Raw genomic sequence first — 17,523 nt, forward strand, 5'->3', positions numbered from 1 at the left:
GCACTGGTAGCCGGAACGGGCTTATGCTACAATAGTCGCGACAAGGGGGAAATGTGGATGAGATATTATTCGTACGGGATCGCGTTGTTCATCTTTATTGTCGATTTCATTACGAAAAAATGGATTGAAAACAACCTCGAGCTTTACGAAAAAATAAACGTTATCGGCACCTTTTTTCAAATTACATCCATTCGCAATACCGGTGCCGCCTTCAGCATTTTGGAAAATCAGCGCCTTTTCTTTTTGATCGTGACGGTAATCGTCGTCGGAGGCTTGATCTGGTACATACAGTTTAACCGCAAAACCGGCCGGCCGCTGATGATGATCGCGCTCGGGCTGGTGCTCGGAGGCGCGTGCGGCAATTTTATCGACCGGCTGTTCAAAGGGGAAGTCGTCGACTTTTTCCAATTTAATTTCGGAAGCTATACGTTTCCGATATTTAACGTAGCGGACATCGGCATCGTATGCGGCGTCATTCTCATCCTGCTGGACTCCTTCCTTACCCGCGAACCTCAAGACGGCGTCGTGTCGGCGGACGGCGGACAAGCGTCGGAACAGCAGACAGATGAAGAAGGGAACGGACAGCATGAACGGCAACAGCGATTACCATGAAGAAGAACCGTTGGAATTCGTCGTCGGGGCGGACGAAGCGGGGCAGCGTCTCGACAAATTAGCGACGGACTGCATCGCGGACGAGGCGGTATCCCGTACCCAGGTTCAGGATTGGATCAGGTCGGGCGCCGTCAAGGTGAACGGGCAGACGGTCAAGCCGAACTACCGGACGGCCGACGGCGATATCGTCGTCATTCAGCCGCCCGAACCGGAGCAGACGGCCATATTGCCCGAAGATATCCCGCTGAACGTCGTGTATGAAGACCGAGACGTCATCGTCATCGACAAGCCGCGCGGCATGGTCGTCCATCCTGCGCCCGGCCATACGTCGGGGACGGTCGTCAATGCGCTGATGCATCACTGCCGCGATCTGTCGGGCATTAACGGCCAGCTCCGGCCCGGCATCGTGCACCGGATCGACAAGGACACTTCCGGCCTGCTGATGGCGGCCAAGAACGACCGGGCCCATCTGTGGCTTGCCGCCCAGTTGAAGGCGCATACGGTATCGCGGGTGTACATTGCGCTGGCGCACGGCAATATCCCTCACGACCGGGGGACGATCGATGCGCCGATCGGCCGCGATCCGAAAAACCGGAAGCTGTTCGCCGTAACGGACCGTAACGGCAAAGATGCGGTCACCCATTTTGCCGTATTGGAGCGGTTCGGCGACTTCACGCTGCTTGAGCTGCAGCTCGAGACGGGCCGGACGCACCAGATCCGCGTCCATATGAAGCATATCGGCCACCCGCTGGCGGGCGATCCCGTATACGGTCCGTCGCGCACCGTCAAGCTCGGCGGCCAGGCGCTTCATGCGGCGACGCTCGGCTTCGTCCATCCGGCTACGGAGGAGTATCTTGAATTTTCGTCCCCCGTCCCGCCCGACATGGAGCGGGTCATAGCGGAATTGCGCAGCCGATAGCGGCGAAACCGGCTGTATGGTCTGGCGAAAAGTGCAAACTTTTTGCATTTTCCTGCATTAATGTCGGCCACGAAAGTAGGTTATCCTTATATCAGCGCGGAGCCGGGAGCCGTCCCGGCTCTATTCGTTGATTAACCACTCGACGGGAAAGGTGGAGCTTATCGTGACCAACATTAATCATCATTATCTGGAACTGCAGGGCAGCTACCTGTTCTCCGAAATCGCCAAGCGCCGCACGAAATTTGTGCAAGAACATCCGGATGCGCAAATTATTTCGCTCGGGATCGGCGACGTCACGCGCGCTTTGCCGGAAGCGGTCATTCAGGCGATGCACGCCGCCGTCGATGAAATGGCGAGACCGGAGACGTTTCGCGGATACGGACCGGAACAAGGATACGATTTTCTGATCGAGGCCATTATCGAGCACGACTACAAGGCTCGCGGCATCGATATTCAATCCAATGAAGTGTTTGTCAGCGACGGATCGAAATGCGACGTCGGCAACATTCAGGAGATTTTTAGCGCCGACAGCGTTGTGGCCGTACAGGACCCGGTGTATCCGGTCTATGTCGATACGAATGTGATGGCGGGACGATCCGGCGCATTCGACAAGACGGAAAACCGGTACACCAATATCGTCTATCTGGATTGCAACGCGGAGAACGGCTTCAAGCCTGCGCTGCCGGACCGCAAAGTCGATCTGATCTATCTGTGCTACCCGAACAATCCGACCGGCATGACGCTGAGCAAGGACGAGCTGAAGAAGTGGGTCGATTACGCGCGGGAAAACGGCTGCATCATTTTGTACGATTCGGCTTACGAAGCGTTCATCCGCGAGAAAGATGTGCCGCACAGCATATATGAAATCGAAGGCGCCAAGGAAGTGGCGATCGAATTCCGCAGCTTTTCCAAGACGGCCGGCTTCACCGGCATCCGCTGCGCGTACACGGTCGTTCCCCGCGAGCTGAAGGCGTACGACCCGCAAGGCAACGCGCATCTTGTCAACGATTTGTGGAATCGACGGCATTCGACCAAATTCAACGGTGTCTCGTATGTGACCCAGCGGGGGGCGGCCGCCATTTATTCGCCGGAAGGCAAGGCGCAGATCGCGGCGCTCGTCGATTATTATATGAGCAACGCGGCCATTATCCGCGAAGGGCTCGCTTCGCTCGGCCTTGACGTATACGGCGGCGTGAACGCGCCTTACATCTGGCTCAAAACGCCGAACGGACTCGATTCGTGGGCGTTCTTCGACAAGCTGCTGTCGGAGGCGCACATCGTCGGCACGCCGGGCGTCGGCTTCGGCCGGAGCGGACAAGGCTACTTCCGGCTGACGGCGTTCGGCAGCCGGGACAATACGGAAAAAGCGGTCGAGCGCATCCGCAAGCTGAGCCTGTAAACAAAAATACGAAAGCTTGAATAGGCCGAACCGGGAACCCGCGGTTCGGCCTATTGACATCTTTTGTCGAACATGGGATAATGCTTTTTAATAAAAGCAGTACCTTTAATTCAGTCCCGAGAGGCTGGCAAGGTAGCGTGAATAAACGATCGATCCGACGGATTCCGCAGAAGGAATGACGCCAGAGCGCGCTTGACGTGCGCCCGAAGGCGGTTCTCTGTCTGCATCCGGGTCGGTAAAGCTCCTTGCGGCACGAATCGCAAGGAGCTTTTTTTGCACGCTACGAATGAGGCGGCAGTAGCGGACACGGAAGGAGGATTGCGGCTGTGAGCACCGATAAACGCGTCATTATGGATGAAACCGCGATTCGCCGCGCGCTGACGAGAATCGCGCACGAGATCGTGGAGAAGAACAAAGGGATTGACAACTGTCTGCTGGTCGGCATCCGCACCCGGGGCATCTATCTGGCCCGGCGCATCGCCGAGCGCATCCGCGACATCGAGCAGCGCCCGGTGCAGGTCGGCGAACTGGACATTACGTCTTACCGGGACGATCGGAAAACGAAATCGTCCGCCCGCGATGCGGCGGTACTGAACGTGGAAGAGAAGCGGGTCATATTGTGCGACGACGTGCTGTATACCGGAAGGACGATACGCGCGGCGATGGACGCCATTATGGATTGCGGCCGTCCGCTGTCCATACAGCTGGCTGTGCTCGTCGACAGGGGGCATCGCGAACTGCCGATCCGTCCCGACTACGTCGGGAAAAACGTACCGACCTCCAGGCAGGAACAAATCGAAGTGTCGCTAACCGAAATAGACGATACCGACCAAGTCACGATCATTCATTGAACGGGAGGCCAGTTGAAGATGACAGCGACCAAGCTGATGCAGCGGAGCCTGTTGGGATTGAAGGACTTAAGCCGCGACGAGATCGAAGCGATACTCGATCGCGCGGCGTACTGGGAGAGCCGCCCGAACAAGATCGAGCCGGTGCTTCAAGGGAAGTTTGTGGCGAACATGTTTTTCGAAAACAGCACGCGGACGCGCTTTTCCTTCGAGATGGCGGAGAAGCGGCTGGGCGCCGAAGTGCTCAATTTCACCGCGGCGGCTTCCAGCGTGCAGAAGGGCGAGTCGATCTACGACACGGTGCGTACGCTGGAATCGATGGGCATCGACGCCGGCGTCATCCGGCTGAAGCCGATCGGCGTGCTGGCGGAGCTGGCGGAGTCGGTACGGGTGCCGCTTATCAATGCCGGCGACGGAAACAATGAGCATCCGACCCAGGCGCTGCTCGATTTGTATACGATGCGCAAACATTTCGGACGGCTGGACGGGCTGCACGTCGCGATCGTCGGCGACGTCCTGCACAGCCGGGTGGCGCGCTCGAACTTGTGGGCGCTGCATAAGTTCGGCGCCAAAGTTTCGTTCTGCGCGCCTCCGAACATGCAGGCGCCGGAGCTCGATGCGCCGTATGTGAGCTTCGACGAGGCGCTCCGGGCCGATGTCGTCATGATGCTGCGCGTGCAGCTGGAGCGGCACGAGAGCGGCATGCTGAAGTCGGCCGAGGAATATCGCGAGCATTACGGCCTGACGGCGGAGCGTGCCGGCCGGCTGGCGCCGCACGCGATTATTATGCATCCGGCGCCGGTCAACCGCAACGTGGAGATCGACGACGAGCTGGTCGAGCATCCGCAGTCGAAAATATTTGCGCAGATGGAGCACGGCGTGCCGATCCGGATGGCCGTTATCGAGCGGGCGATCCTGTAAAACAACCGGATGATCAGCCGAAAGGAGCGGAATAGATATCGTATGGCAATCTGGATTATAAACGGCAATGTATGGAATGACGAGGCGGAGCGGCTGGAGAGGAAACATATCCGCGTTGACGGCGGCATCGTGACGAATATCGAAGACGGGGAAACGGCGCCCGATACGGCCGGCTGCGAAGTGATCGATGCGGGCGGCAAGCTCGTTTCGGCCGGTTTCATCGATATGCACGTTCATTTGCGCGACCCGGGATTCGAATACAAGGAAGATATCGCCTCCGGGACGCAATCGGCGGCCAGAGGCGGGTTTACGACGATCGCCTGCATGCCGAATACCCGTCCGGTGACGGATACGCCGGAGACGGTTCAATATATTAAAGACAAGGCGAAGCGCGAAGGGGCCGTACGGGTGCTTCCTTACGCGGCGATTACGAAGAACGAGCTGGGACGCGAGCTGACCGATTTCGCCGCCCTGAAGGAAGCCGGCGCGATCGGCTTTACCGACGACGGAGTCGGCGTGCAGAACGCGCAGATGATGAAGGACGCGATGGCTTTGGCCCGCTCGTTAGACATGCCGATCATCGCCCATTGCGAAGACGACTCGCTCGTCAAGGGCGCGGCTGTCACCGATGGCGCGTTCGCAAGAAAGCATGGGCTCAAAGGAATCCCGAACGAATCCGAAGCGATTCATGTCGGGCGGGATATTCTGCTCGCGGAAGCGACAGGCGTTCATTATCATGTATGCCATGTCAGCACCGAGCAATCGGTGCGGTTGATCCGGCTGGGCAAGCAGCTCGGCATCCGCGTGACGGCGGAAGTATGCCCGCATCATCTCGTATTGTCCGACGAAGACATTCCGGGGCTTGACGCCAACTGGAAAATGAATCCGCCGCTGCGGACGCCGCGCGATGTCGAAGCGGTCATCGAAGCGCTCGAAGACGGCACGATCGACATCATCGTCACCGACCACGCGCCGCACAGCGCGGAAGAGAAGGCGAAAGGGATGGAGCTCGCGCCGTTCGGCATCGTCGGCTTCGAGACGGCCTTTCCGCTTCTGTATACGAAATTCGTACGTACCGGCCGCTGGTCGCTCGGCTTCCTGCTGCGGCGGATGACGGCTGACCCGGCCCGCGTATTCGGGCTGCCGTCGGGCAAGCTCGCTCCCGGAGCGCCTGCGGATCTGACGATTATCGATCTGGAGAAAGAGCGGAAAGTCGATCCCGACACGTTCGCTTCGAAAGGAAGGAATACGCCGTTCGCCGGCTGGACGCTGCAAGGCTGGCCCGTGCTGACGATGGTCGACGGCGCCGTCGTCTGGTCCGGAATATGAGATAGCATACGAACATCTGAGGAGTGATACGGATGCAAGCGAGACTGTTGTTGGAAGATGGCACACTGTTTACCGGCCTGGCGTTCGGCGCGGAAGGGCAGACCACCGGCGAGGTCGTTTTCAATACCGGCGTGACCGGATATCAGGAAGTCATTTCCGATCCTTCGTACTGCGGACAGATTGTGACGATGACGTACCCGCTGATCGGCAATTACGGCATCGCCCGCGACGATTTCGAATCGGCCCGCCCGTTCGTCCACGGCTTCGTCGTGCGCCGCCACGAGCCGGTGCCGAGCAACTGGCGCGGCGAATATTCGCTCGACAATCTGCTTAAGGAATACGGAATACCGGGCATCAGCGATATCGACACCCGGATGCTGACGCGCAAATTGCGCCATCACGGCACGATGAAAGGCATTCTGACGACCGGCAACGAGCGGCTGGAAGAACTGCAGGAGCGGCTGGCGGCCACGCCGCTGATGCGCGATCAGGTGGCGCGCACCTCGACGAAGCAAATGTTTTCGAGTCCCGGCGGAGGCGAGCGCATCGTGCTGATGGACTTCGGCGCCAAGAGCGGCATTTTGCGGGAGCTGACGAAGCGAGGCTGCGACGTCGTCGTCGTGCCGCACGATACGACCGCCGATCAGATCCGGCGCCTGAAACCCGACGGCATCCAGCTGTCTAACGGCCCCGGAGACCCGAAGGACGTGCCTCATGCGGTCAAAACGATCGCTTCCCTGATCGGCGAATTTCCGATCTTCGGCATCTGCCTGGGCCACCAGTTGTTCGCGCTGGCCTGCGGCGCCGATACGACGAAGCTGAAGTTCGGCCATCGCGGCGGCAACCATCCGGTCAAGGATTTGGCGACGAACCGCTGCTTCATTACATCTCAAAACCACGGCTATACGGTGCTGGAACAATCGGTGAAAGGAACGCCGCTCGTCATAACGCAAATCAACAACAACGACAAGACGATCGAAGGGCTGAAGCATGAGAAATACCCCGCTTTCACCGTTCAGTACCACCCGGAGGCGTCGCCCGGCCCGTACGATACAAGCTATCTGTTCGACGAGTTTCTGGAAATGGTCCGCGCCCATAAAAGCAGCAAGCCGCGCCGGCCGTTGCAAGCCCGCCATGCAGAGGAAGCGGGGGCGTTGAAAGGAGAATTGCAGTATGCCCAAAAATAACGAACTGAAAAAAATTCTCGTCATCGGCTCCGGCCCGATCGTCATCGGACAGGCTGCGGAATTCGATTATGCCGGAACGCAGGCATGTCAGGCGCTCAAGGAAGAGGGGCTGGAGGTCGTACTGATCAACAGCAACCCGGCGACGATTATGACCGATACGAATATGGCGGATAAAGTGTATATCGAACCGATTACGCTCGACTTCGTCACCCAGATTATCCGGCAGGAGCGCCCGGACGGTCTGCTGCCGACGCTGGGCGGCCAGACCGGGCTGAACATGGCGGTCGAGCTGGCCCGCGCCGGCGTGCTGGAGCGGGAGAACGTCAAGCTGCTCGGCACCCAGCTGAGCGCCATCGAGAAGGCGGAAGACCGCGATCTGTTCCGCGATTTGATGCGCGAGCTCGGACAGCCGGTTCCCGAGAGCACGATCGTGACGACGGTCGAGGAAGCGGTCGATTTCGCAAACGAGATCGGCTATCCGATTATCGTGCGTCCGGCCTATACGCTGGGCGGTACGGGCGGCGGCATCTGCGCAAGCGAGGAAGAGCTGCGCGAGACGGTTGCGTCCGGCATCCGCTACAGCCCGATCGGCCAATGCCTGATCGAGAAATCGATCGCGGGCATGAAAGAAATCGAATACGAAGTGATGCGCGACGCGAACGACAACTGCATCGTCGTCTGCAACATGGAAAATTTCGACCCCGTCGGCGTTCATACGGGCGACAGCATCGTGGTCGCGCCGAGCCAGACGCTGTCGGACCGCGAATATCAGATGCTCCGTTCGGCTTCGCTGAAAATTATCCGCGCCCTGAACATCGAAGGGGGCTGCAACGTCCAGTTCGCGCTCGATCCGCACAGCTATCAATATTATGTCATCGAGGTCAACCCGCGGGTCAGCCGCTCGTCGGCGCTTGCGTCGAAGGCGACCGGCTACCCGATCGCGAAGATGGCGGCGAAAATCGCCATCGGCTACACGCTGGACGAAATCGTCAATCCGGTAACGGGCCAAACGTATGCGTGCTTCGAGCCGACGCTCGACTATATCGTATCGAAAATTCCGCGCTGGCCGTTCGACAAGTTTACGACGGCCAACCGCAAGCTCGGCACGCAGATGAAGGCGACGGGCGAAGTGATGGCGATCGGGCGCACGTTCGAGGAATCGATTCTGAAGGCGGTGCGCTCGCTTGAGATCGGCGTTCACCGGCTGCATCTGAAAGGGGCGGAAGCGATCGACGACGAGACGCTCCGCGGGCGGCTTGCGAAGCCGGACGACGAGCGGCTGTTCCTCGTCGCCGAAGCGTTCCGCAGAGGATACAAGCTGCAGGACATTCAGGATATTACCCGGATCGACTGGTGGTTCCTCGATAAAATTCAAGGGATCGTCCGTTTCGAGGATCGCATTCGCTCCGAAGCGGCGCTGTCCCGGGAAACGCTGTATGAAGCGAAGCGCATGGGCTTCTCCGATCGTTCGATCGCGGAGCTCCGCCGGGAAGGACAACCGGGAGGCAGCCATACGCAGGAGGACGAAGTCCGGGCTTTGCGGCTGGAGTACGGCATTAAGCCGGTTTATAAAATGGTCGACACCTGCGCCGCCGAATTCGAGGCGTCGACGCCGTATTATTATTCGACCTACGAGACCGAGAACGAAGTTGCGGAAACTGAGAAGCCGAAAGTGCTCGTGCTCGGCTCCGGCCCGATCCGCATCGGCCAGGGCATCGAGTTCGACTACTCGACCGTCCATGCCGTATGGGCCATTCAGAACGCGGGCTACGAAGCGGTCATTATCAACAACAACCCGGAGACGGTATCGACCGACTTCAACACGTCCGACCGGCTCTACTTCGAACCGCTGTTCTTCGAGGACGTCATGAACGTTATCGAGCAGGAGAAGCCGATCGGCGTCATCGTCCAGTTCGGCGGGCAAACGGCGATCAACCTGGCGGCGCCGCTGGCCAAGGCGGGCGTCCGCATTCTCGGCTCCAGCCTCGACAGCATCGACGCGGCGGAGGACCGCAAAAAGTTCGAAGCGCTGCTGCGCAAGCTGAACATCGCCCAGCCGAAAGGCAGCACCGTCACGTCGGTCGACCAGGCGGTGGAAACGGCCGGCGGGCTCGGATATCCGGTACTTGTCCGTCCTTCCTACGTGCTTGGCGGCCGGGCGATGGAAATCGTCTATTCCGATCAGGAACTGCTCAGCTACATGGAGCAGGCGGTGAAAATCAATCCGGAGCATCCGGTGCTGATCGACCGCTACATGCTCGGACGCGAAGCGGAGGTCGACGCGATCTGCGACGGCGACACCGTGCTCATTCCGGGCATTATGGAGCATGTCGAACGCGCGGGCGTCCACTCCGGCGACTCGATAGCCGTCTATCCGCCGCAGTCGCTGTCGGCGGAAATCAAGGCGCAAATCGTCGATATCACGATGAAAATCGCGAAGGAATTGAAAGTCATCGGTCTGGTCAATATCCAGTTCGTCATCCACAACGAGCAGGTGTACGTCATCGAGGTCAATCCGCGCTCGTCGCGGACGGTGCCGTTCCTGAGCAAAGTGACGAACGTGCCGATGGCCAATCTGGCGACGCGCGTCATCCTCGGCGAGAAGCTGGCCGATCTCGGGTACACGGACGGTCTCTGGCCGGAAGACGAATACGTCTCCGTCAAAGTGCCGGTCTTCTCCTTCGCCAAGCTGCGCCGCGTCGACCCGACGCTGACGCCGGAGATGAAATCGACCGGCGAAGTGATGGGACGGGACGTGCAATACGCCAAGGCGCTCTATAAAGGACTCGTCGGCGCGGGCATGCGCATTCCGCAGTCCGGCGCCATCATCGCCACGGTCGCCGACAAGGACAAGGAGGAAGCGACCGAGCTGATGCGCGGGTTTTACGAGCTGGGCTATAAAATTATTGCTACGGGCGGCACCGCCGACAAGCTCGAGTCGGCAGGCATTCGCGTGAAGCGCGTCAACAAGCTGAGCGAAGGATCGCCGAACATTCTCGATCTCATCCGCAGCGGTGAAGCGCAGTTCGTCGTCAATACGTTGACGAAAGGCAAGACGCCGAACCGCGACGGCTTCCGCATCCGCCGCGAGGCGGTGGAGAACGGCGTCGTCTGTATGACGTCGCTCGATACGGTGCGCGCGCTGCTCAATATGCTGGAGACGATCAACTTCTCCTCGCGCGCGATGCCCGTCATCGAAGCGAAATAAGGTGGGAACGGCCGGCGTCCGCCGGCAGCCGTTTTCGCGGCGCACCGGCGGACGGACTGGCCGTCTTCGCTGTTAGGGAGCTCGCGAAGCGGACTTTTCTCGAAAGGGGCCGGAATACAACATGCTGACAAGAGAGCAGGCGGCGGAGCGCATTATGGTGGCGCTCGACTACCCCGGAACGGAACAGGCGGAGAAACTGCTGAAGCAGCTCGACGGCATTCCATGCTATATCAAGGTCGGCTTGCAACTGTTCTACGCTGCGGGCCCTTCGTTCGTCGCCCGATTGAAGGAGCGCGGCTACCGCGTCTTTCTCGATGTGAAAATGCACGATATCCCCAATACGGTGCGGGGAGGCGCGAACAGCGTAACGAAGCTTGGCGTCGATATGTTCAACGTGCATGCGGCGGGCGGCGTGCGCATGATGGAAGCGGCGCTGGAAGGCGCCGATGCGGCATTGGCCGGCGGCGCGAAGCGGCCGACCGTCATCGCCGTGACGCAGCTGACGAGTACAAGCCGTGAAGTGCTGAACGAAGAGATCGGCATTGCCGGTTCGACGGAAGAAGCGGTTATCCGATACGCGCAGCTGGCGAAGCGTGCCGGATTGGCCGGCGTCGTCGCGTCGCCGCTCGAAGTGCGGACCGTCAAGGCGGCCTGCGGTCCGGCATTTCAGACGGTGACGCCCGGCATTCGCCCTTCCGGGACCGATCCCGGCGACCAGTCCCGGATCATGACGCCGAGGGAGGCGCTGGCGCAAGGCGCCGATTACATGGTCATCGGCAGACCGATTACCGCCGCGGCCGATCCGAGAGCGGCGATCGAATCGATCATGGAGGAGCTGATACAAGGATGAGCAATCCTTTACTTGAGCAGTTGCCGCGCCGCATTGCGGGCGACCTGCTGAGCATCGGCGCGGTCGCGCTGCGTCCGAACGAGCCGTTCACGTGGACGTCGGGTCTGAAATCGCCGATTTATTGCGACAACCGGCTGACGATGTCGTATCCGGACATCCGCGACCGGATCGCCGAAGGCTTCGCGGCGGTCATTCGCGAACGTTACCCGGATTGCGAGGCGGTGGCCGGCATTGCGACCGGCGGCATTCCGCATGCGGCATGGGTGGCGCAAAAGTTGAATCTGCCGATGCTGTATGTCCGGGACAAAGCGAAAGGGCACGGCAAGACGAATCAGATCGAAGGCCATTATCAGGCGGGACAGAAAGTGGTGCTGATCGAGGATTTGATTTCGACCGGCGGCAGCTCGTTGAAAGCGGCGCTCGCCGTACGCGAGGCGGGCTGTAAGGTGCAAGGCGTCGTGGCGATCTTTACGTACGAGTTTCCGCAAGCGGCGGAGGCGTTCAAGGCGGAAGGCATCCCGCTCGACACGCTGTCCTGCTACTCGGCGCTGATCGAAACCGCGCTCGAGCAAGGCGCGGTCAAGCCCGAAGATATCGGCCTGCTTCAATCGTGGCGCGAAAATCCGCAGTCGTACGGCCGCTAAAGGCGTGTCGGCCACGATCTTCCCTCCGGTCCGGCGGATGGCGATATTTTTTCCGTCGCACATATTGCCTCTTGGAGGGAATGATGGTAATATGTTACATCAAACGGAAGGGTTTCTAGGGATCCGACGGACCGGAAGGCGCGGGCGACGCGCCGAGGGACGGGCGAACCGAGCGAAACCGGCGCCCGCACCGCGCGACTTGCGAATCGTTGGCGCTACACCGTAAGGGATAAAAGACCTTCGGCAAGTTCCGCCCTATCAGGGCCGGGCTTGCCGGAGGCTTTTTTGCTTTACCGGAAAGAAGGCGGACGCGGCCCAAAGAGGAGGAGACGTTATGCTGGCGCTGAGAACGGAAGGACTGAGCAAGACGTTCCGCGTGAAGCGGAAAAAGCCGGGATTCAGGGAGAGCGTCAAATCGCTGCTGCGGCCGGAATGGATCGAGAAGGAAGCGGTCGCCGGCATCGACCTGACGGTCGAGCGGGGCGAAACGCTCGCTTTTCTCGGGCCGAACGGCGCCGGGAAGTCGACGACGATCAAAATGCTGACCGGCATTTTGCATCCGACCGGCGGGCTTGCGGAGGTGCTCGGCTTTACGCCGTGGAAGGAACGCGAGAAGCTCGCTTACCGGATCGGCACCGTCTTCGGGCAAAAATCGCAGCTGTGGTACCATCTGCCGCCGGCCGACACCTTCGAGCTGATGAGCCGGATCTATGAGCTGGACCGGCAAGATTACGCGAAGCGGCGGGACGATCTGATCGGCCGCTTCGAGCTGGAGCGGCACTGGAGCACGCCGGTGCGGAAGCTGTCGCTCGGAGAGCGGATGCGCTGCGAGATCGCCGCCGCCTTCCTGCACCGGCCGCAGCTGCTGTTCCTCGACGAGCCGACGATCGGCCTCGATGTCGTCATCAAGCAGCGGATTCGCGAGCTGATAACGGAATTGAACCGGGAAGAAGGGACGACGGTGTTTCTCACTTCGCACGACCCGGGCGATATCGAGCTGCTGTGCCGGCGGGCTGTCGTCATTCATCACGGCGGCATTATTGTCGACGAACCTGTGGAACGGTTGAAGCGGGAGGTGCTCGCCTACAAGACGATTACGCTGCAGACCGATGAAACCGACCAAACGGAAATCGCCGATTGGAACGGTCCGGGCGTCCGCGTGCTGGCCGCCTCGCCCGGCATGCTGCGGCTTGCCGTAGACGTCGGCGTCACCGCGATCGAGCCTGTTCTCGCCTCGATCGTCGGCCGAATGCGCATTCGCGACGTGACGATCGAAAATCCGCCGATGGAAGAAGTTATCAAGCATATTTACGCGCGGGAGGCGGGGAGGAGGGAAGGGGCATGATCGGCGCAAAACTGGCCAAATACCGGGCGGTCGGCGTCATTACGCTGCGCCATCAGTTGGCTTATATGACCGATTTTTTGCTGCGGTCGGTATTCCTGCTTCTTATACTGTTCATCTTCGTTCAGCTTTGGAGCGCAGCCTATGCGGGAACGGGCGAACCGGTCGTCGCCGGGTTCACCTTGAAGCAGATCGTTTGGTATCTCGTATTCACCGAAGCGCTGACGATGGCGTTTCCCCATCTGTGCTTGCGGATGGAAGACGAGATCAAGCAGGGCGATATCGCGATACGGCTCGTGCGGCCGTTATCTTATATCGGCTATCACTATATGGCGTTTTTGGGCGAAGCCGCGCTGCGCTTTGTCGTTCATTTGGCGGCCGGCAGCGCGATCGCCTGGTGTTTCGTCGGTCCGCCGGCGTTCGGCGCCGGATGGGCGGGGCTTCTCGCTTTAAGCGCGGGCGCAATGACGGTCGCATTCCTGCTCAATGTAACGGTTGCGCTCTGCGCTTTCTGGGTCGAGGAAACGAGGGGGCTGGAGTTCGTGCTGCAGAAGCTGCAGTTTACTGTCGGCGGTATGCTGCTTCCGATCGATATGATGCCGGATTGGCTGCAGCGTGTTTGCGCCTGGCTGCCGTTCCAGGCGGTGCTGTATATGCCGGCCAGAACGGCGGTGGATTTCGCGGGCAGCCCGCTTGCCCGTTTTTTGGCCGTACAGGCGGCCTGGACGCTGGCGCTCGCGGCGCTGGCGGTTTTCATTTACCGGAGAGGAGTGAGGCGGCTTCATGTCAACGGCGGATAACGGAGACGGCTGTCACGGCGGTCCGGTTCGAACGAAGAATACCGGAGCGGGGCTAACCGAAGGCTCGCCGGAAACGGCGAGTACCGGAGCAGGGCTTGCCGAAGGCTCGCCGGGAACAACGAGTACCGGAGCGTGGTCTGCCGAAGGCCCGCCGCGAACGGCGAGTACCGGAGCGTGGTCTGCCGAAGGCTTGCCGCGAACGGCAAATACCGAAACGGGGACCGCCGAAGGCTTACCGCGAACGAAGTATACCGGAGCGGGGCCAACCGAAGGCTTGCCGCGAACGGCGAGTACCGGAGCGGGGTTTGCCGAAGGCTCGCCGGAAACGGCGAATACCGGAGCGGGGCCTGCCGAAGGCTCGCCGCGAACGGCGAGTACCGGAGCGTGGTCTGCCGAAGGCTCGCCGGAAACGGCGGATAGCCGCCGCGGGCGCCCGGCCGGAGTCCTGCGCTTCGTGCTGACGTGCTGGAAAATCAATCTGGCGGGTGCGATGGAATTTCGGCTGAGCTTCTTCCTGACGGCCGGCATGATGTTCATCAACAATTTCATGTGGCTGTTTTTCTGGAGTCTCTTCTTTCACCGGTTCCCCGCGGTGAACGGCTGGGAATTGAGCGACATCATGATGCTGTGGGCGGTCACCGCGGGCGGATTCGGCTGGGCGAACGTGCTGTTCGGCAATTTCAACCGGCTGGCGACGATTATTGCAACCGGGCAGCTCGACGTCTATCTGGCCCAGCCGAAGCCGGTGCTGCTCAACGTGTTGGCGAGCCGCATGTCCTTGACGGCGATCGGCGATTTGCTGTTCGGGTTTGCCGTTTACGGCATCGCCGGCGATCATTCGCTGCGCGGAGCGCTGCTGTTCGGGTTCGGGCTGCTGCTGGCGGGCACGATTATTATGTTTTTTACACTCGCCGCCAACACGCTCGCCTTTTTCATCGGCAACGCCGAAGGGCTTGCCTATCAGCTGTTCAACGGCTTTCTCGCGATTACGACCTATCCGACGGACATTTTCAAAGGCGCCGTCCGCATCGTCCTGTTTACCCTGGTGCCGGCCGGTCTCGTCAGCTATGTTCCGATCGGCTTGCTGCGCGACATGCGACCCGGTTTCGTCGCAGGCGCGACGGCGGCCGCGATCGTTTTGATGGCGCTGGCCATCGTTCTGTTCCGCTCCGGTCTCCGGCGCTACGGATCCGGCAATCAGCTGGCGCTGCGGCAATAGTTCGCCTATCCGTCCGCAGACGGAGTCCTGTTCCGTTCTCCGGACCGTTCATCCGGCTTTCCCCTTCCTTTATAGTGAAATACAGAAATAAAGAAAGGGTGAAAGCGGTGTGGGCACGAAAAGCGACTATGTGCTTGAAGTAACGGATTTGCACAAATCGTTCGGCACCGTCAAAGCGGTAGACGGTATCGGCTTCGCGGCCGAACGGGGCGAAGTGTTTACGATTATCGGCCCGAACGGGGCAGGCAAGACGACGACGCTGGAGATGATCGAAGGGCTGCAAAAACCGGACCGGGGCTCGATTTCGATTCTCGGCATGGAATGGGGCAAGGATACGGAAGCGATCAAAATGAAAATCGGCGTTCAGCCGCAGTCGAGCGCGCTGTTCGATCTGCTGACCGTCGAGGAAAATCTGGACGTATTTGCTTCCTTTTACGAAAAGCGGCGGCCGATCGAAGACATTATCGAGATGGTCAATTTGTCGGAGCATCGCGGCAAGCGGGTCAAGACGCTGTCCGGCGGCCAGAAGCAGCGGCTCGCGATCGGCCTTTCGATGATCAACGATCCGGAGCTGATCTTCCTCGACGAGCCGACGACCGGTCTCGATCCGCAGGCGCGCAGAAACATTTGGGATATCGTTCGCAAGCTGAAATCGCTCGGCAAAACGACTATTTTGACGACGCATTACATGGAAGAAGCCGAGCAGCTGAGCGACCGCGTCTGCATCGTCGATCAGGGGAAAGTTATCGCGATCGATTCGCCGCGCGCGCTGATCGGACGGCTGACGCGCGAACGCGAGGTGCGGCTGACGTTCGCGGGCGGAGCGGGGGCGGCAGCGGCTGCCGAAGGCGCCGCCCGGATCGGCGCTGCGGCTGTGCGGGTTGAGCGCGAGCAGGACCGGCTGACCATATGGACGGCGAATCCGGAAGAGACGCTGTACGCGCTGTTCCGTTATACCCATGAGGAAGGGCTTGCTGTCGAGCAGGTGTCGATTCGGGAAATGAGTCTGGAGGATGTCTTCATCGCCTTCACCGGAAAGGAGTGGCGGGACTGATGGGGAACAAATCCGGGATTCGCCAGTTCGGCAAGCTGTTCGGCGCTCACTTTAAGATGACGTTTCGCGAAAAGCAGGTTTGGTTTTGGTCGATCTTTTACCCGGTGCTGCTGCTGGTCATTTTTCTGCTTATATTCGGCAGAACGGGCAGCGACGATTTCTCCGCGCGGATTGCGGTCGTGGAAGGCGCGTCTACGCCGGCCGCCGCAGGGGTCAAAGAGGCGCTCGGATATGTGGATGTGCTGGAGCAGACCGAAGAGAAGCCGGCCAATCTGGACGAAGCGCGGCAGTGGTTGATCGACAAGGAGGTCGACGCGGTCGTCGCGCTGCCGGAAGCCGGCGGGGAGATCAAGCTGCTGCTGAACAAGGAGAAGCAAAATTCGGTAACCGCGCAGGCGGTATCCGGCATATTGAACCAGCTGGTCGTGCAGTCCTCCCTGGCGGCCGCAGGCGTCGAACCGCAGTTGACGATCGCGACGGAATATGTGTCGGCCGGCAGCGACAAGCTGTCGTACACCGACTTTCTGATGACGGGCATGATTGCGCTGGCCATCTCCCAGTCCGGCTTGTTCGGCATGATGGGCATGGTCGAAATGCGCCGGAACGGGCTGCTGAAGCGGCTGTTTCTGGCGCCGGTCGACTTGCGGATGTTCGGCCTCAGCAGCATGGCCGTACGCTTCCTGCTCAGCCTGATCCAGGTTGCGCTGCTGACGTTGATCGGCGTCCTGTTCTTCGGCGCCCATCTCAACGTCGATCCGCTAGGCTTCGCGCTCGTGTTTTTGGTCGGCACGCTGTCATTTGCCGGCATGGGCTTCCTGATCGCGGCTGTCAGCAAGTCGATGGACAGCTACATGGGCATCGCGAATCTGGCAAGTTTTCTCATGATGTTTCTGAGCGGCATTTTCTTCGATCTGGGCTCGCTGCCCGAGTATATCCGGCCGATTTCGCATGTTTTGCCGCTTACTTATTTTGCGGACGGCTTGCGGGATGCGATGGTGTACGGTTTCGGGATCGGGAGCGGGAACTTCTGGCTCAACCTGGGGATTATGGCGGTCTGGGGGCTGACGGCCTTTCTGATCGGGTCGCGGCTGTACAAGTGGAATAAAGCGTAGGACGCCCGGCGCGTCCTCGCCCGCATGCAAGACTGTCCGTTCGGGGCAGTCTTGCTTTGTCTTCGCGTTCGCAGCCGCA

The 17,523-nt window shown here is 60.1% G+C and carries 15 protein-coding genes; all 15 read left to right on the plus strand.

All coding sequences use genetic code 11. From position 1 onward, the window contains the following. The first annotated feature begins 57 nt into the window (after positions 1-57). The 15 genes from lspA to ABEV74_RS17070 all read left to right on the plus strand — a co-directional run bounded on the left by lspA (position 58) and on the right by ABEV74_RS17070 (position 17,444). Positions 58-612 (plus strand): signal peptidase II, encoded by a 555-nt coding sequence (gene lspA / locus ABEV74_RS17000; protein WP_430147815.1) that lies wholly within the window; start codon positions 58-60, stop codon positions 610-612. After that, positions 566-1,531 (plus strand): RluA family pseudouridine synthase, encoded by a 966-nt coding sequence (locus ABEV74_RS17005; RefSeq protein WP_430147818.1) that lies wholly within the window; start codon positions 566-568, stop codon positions 1,529-1,531. The genes lspA and ABEV74_RS17005 overlap by 47 nt, the downstream gene beginning before the upstream one ends. Before the next feature lie 163 nt (positions 1,532-1,694). Further along, a complete protein-coding gene (locus tag ABEV74_RS17010; protein WP_062492420.1) occupies positions 1,695-2,930 on the plus strand; it encodes an LL-diaminopimelate aminotransferase in 1,236 nt (411 codons plus the stop codon). A 326-nt stretch (positions 2,931-3,256) separates the two neighbouring features. Then, positions 3,257-3,781: a bifunctional pyr operon transcriptional regulator/uracil phosphoribosyltransferase PyrR gene (gene pyrR / locus ABEV74_RS17015; protein WP_062492421.1), complete on the plus strand. Its 525-nt coding sequence runs from the start codon at positions 3,257-3,259 to the stop codon at positions 3,779-3,781. A gap of 18 nt (positions 3,782-3,799) precedes the next feature. Further along, positions 3,800-4,699 carry an aspartate carbamoyltransferase catalytic subunit gene (locus ABEV74_RS17020; RefSeq protein ID WP_430147822.1) on the plus strand — a complete coding sequence of 300 codons (900 nt, stop codon included), beginning with the start codon at positions 3,800-3,802 and terminating at the stop codon, positions 4,697-4,699. 42 nt (positions 4,700-4,741) lie between these two features. Next, complete coding sequence (locus ABEV74_RS17025; protein ID WP_430147824.1) at positions 4,742-6,028, plus strand: dihydroorotase; 1,287 nt, start codon at positions 4,742-4,744, stop codon at positions 6,026-6,028. Between the two features lie 32 nt (positions 6,029-6,060). Beyond that, the gene (locus tag ABEV74_RS17030; protein ID WP_430147827.1) at positions 6,061-7,215 is read left to right on the plus strand and encodes a carbamoyl phosphate synthase small subunit; all 1,155 of its coding nucleotides are present in this window, start codon (positions 6,061-6,063) and stop codon (positions 7,213-7,215) included. Then, on the plus strand, positions 7,202-10,423 hold the full coding sequence (carB, locus tag ABEV74_RS17035) for a carbamoyl-phosphate synthase large subunit (protein WP_430147830.1): 3,222 nt from the start codon (positions 7,202-7,204) through the stop codon (positions 10,421-10,423). Before ABEV74_RS17030 ends, carB begins: the two co-directional genes overlap by 14 nt. Positions 10,424-10,544: 121 nt before the next feature. Further along, positions 10,545-11,273, plus strand: a complete 729-nt coding sequence (pyrF, locus tag ABEV74_RS17040) for an orotidine-5'-phosphate decarboxylase (RefSeq protein ID WP_430147833.1) — start codon at positions 10,545-10,547, stop codon at positions 11,271-11,273. After that, positions 11,270-11,917, plus strand: coding sequence for an orotate phosphoribosyltransferase (gene pyrE / locus ABEV74_RS17045; RefSeq protein WP_062492427.1), 648 nt, complete (start codon positions 11,270-11,272; stop codon positions 11,915-11,917). The genes pyrF and pyrE overlap by 4 nt, the downstream gene beginning before the upstream one ends. A gap of 334 nt (positions 11,918-12,251) precedes the next feature. Continuing rightward, positions 12,252-13,262, plus strand: coding sequence for an ABC transporter ATP-binding protein (locus ABEV74_RS17050; RefSeq protein WP_430147837.1), 1,011 nt, complete (start codon positions 12,252-12,254; stop codon positions 13,260-13,262). Further along, positions 13,259-14,059 carry an ABC transporter permease gene (locus ABEV74_RS17055; RefSeq protein ID WP_430147840.1) on the plus strand — a complete coding sequence of 267 codons (801 nt, stop codon included), beginning with the start codon at positions 13,259-13,261 and terminating at the stop codon, positions 14,057-14,059. The genes ABEV74_RS17050 and ABEV74_RS17055 overlap by 4 nt, the downstream gene beginning before the upstream one ends. Beyond that, the gene (locus ABEV74_RS17060) at positions 14,043-15,278 is read left to right on the plus strand and encodes an ABC transporter permease (RefSeq protein ID WP_430147843.1); all 1,236 of its coding nucleotides are present in this window, start codon (positions 14,043-14,045) and stop codon (positions 15,276-15,278) included. Before ABEV74_RS17055 ends, ABEV74_RS17060 begins: the two co-directional genes overlap by 17 nt. Positions 15,279-15,387: 109 nt before the next feature. After that, positions 15,388-16,332, plus strand: coding sequence for an ABC transporter ATP-binding protein (locus ABEV74_RS17065; protein WP_430147846.1), 945 nt, complete (start codon positions 15,388-15,390; stop codon positions 16,330-16,332). After that, positions 16,332-17,444: an ABC transporter permease gene (locus tag ABEV74_RS17070; RefSeq protein ID WP_213529013.1), complete on the plus strand. Its 1,113-nt coding sequence runs from the start codon at positions 16,332-16,334 to the stop codon at positions 17,442-17,444. Before ABEV74_RS17065 ends, ABEV74_RS17070 begins: the two co-directional genes overlap by 1 nt. Positions 17,445-17,523 lie beyond the last annotated feature (79 nt).

The organism is Paenibacillus cisolokensis, assembly GCF_050481165.1.
Classification (GTDB): Bacteria; Bacillota; Bacilli; order Paenibacillales; family Paenibacillaceae; genus Paenibacillus_AH; species Paenibacillus_AH cisolokensis.

What these genes read in the sequence shown, in the direction of transcription:
- lspA (WP_430147815.1), top strand. Translation starts at nt 58, where the DNA reads ATGAGATATTATTCGTACGGGATCGCGTTGTTCATCTTTATTGTCGAT.
- ABEV74_RS17005 (WP_430147818.1), top strand. Translation starts at nt 566, where the DNA reads ATGAAGAAGGGAACGGACAGCATGAACGGCAACAGCGATTACCATGAA.
- ABEV74_RS17020 (WP_430147822.1), top strand. Translation starts at nt 3,800, where the DNA reads ATGACAGCGACCAAGCTGATGCAGCGGAGCCTGTTGGGATTGAAGGAC.
- ABEV74_RS17025 (WP_430147824.1), top strand. Translation starts at nt 4,742, where the DNA reads ATGGCAATCTGGATTATAAACGGCAATGTATGGAATGACGAGGCGGAG.
- ABEV74_RS17030 (WP_430147827.1), top strand. Translation starts at nt 6,061, where the DNA reads ATGCAAGCGAGACTGTTGTTGGAAGATGGCACACTGTTTACCGGCCTG.
- carB (WP_430147830.1), top strand. Translation starts at nt 7,202, where the DNA reads ATGCCCAAAAATAACGAACTGAAAAAAATTCTCGTCATCGGCTCCGGC.
- pyrF (WP_430147833.1), top strand. Translation starts at nt 10,545, where the DNA reads ATGCTGACAAGAGAGCAGGCGGCGGAGCGCATTATGGTGGCGCTCGAC.
- pyrE (WP_062492427.1), top strand. Translation starts at nt 11,270, where the DNA reads ATGAGCAATCCTTTACTTGAGCAGTTGCCGCGCCGCATTGCGGGCGAC.
- ABEV74_RS17050 (WP_430147837.1), top strand. Translation starts at nt 12,252, where the DNA reads ATGCTGGCGCTGAGAACGGAAGGACTGAGCAAGACGTTCCGCGTGAAG.
- ABEV74_RS17055 (WP_430147840.1), top strand. Translation starts at nt 13,259, where the DNA reads ATGATCGGCGCAAAACTGGCCAAATACCGGGCGGTCGGCGTCATTACG.
- ABEV74_RS17060 (WP_430147843.1), top strand. Translation starts at nt 14,043, where the DNA reads ATGTCAACGGCGGATAACGGAGACGGCTGTCACGGCGGTCCGGTTCGA.
- ABEV74_RS17070 (WP_213529013.1), top strand. Translation starts at nt 16,332, where the DNA reads ATGGGGAACAAATCCGGGATTCGCCAGTTCGGCAAGCTGTTCGGCGCT.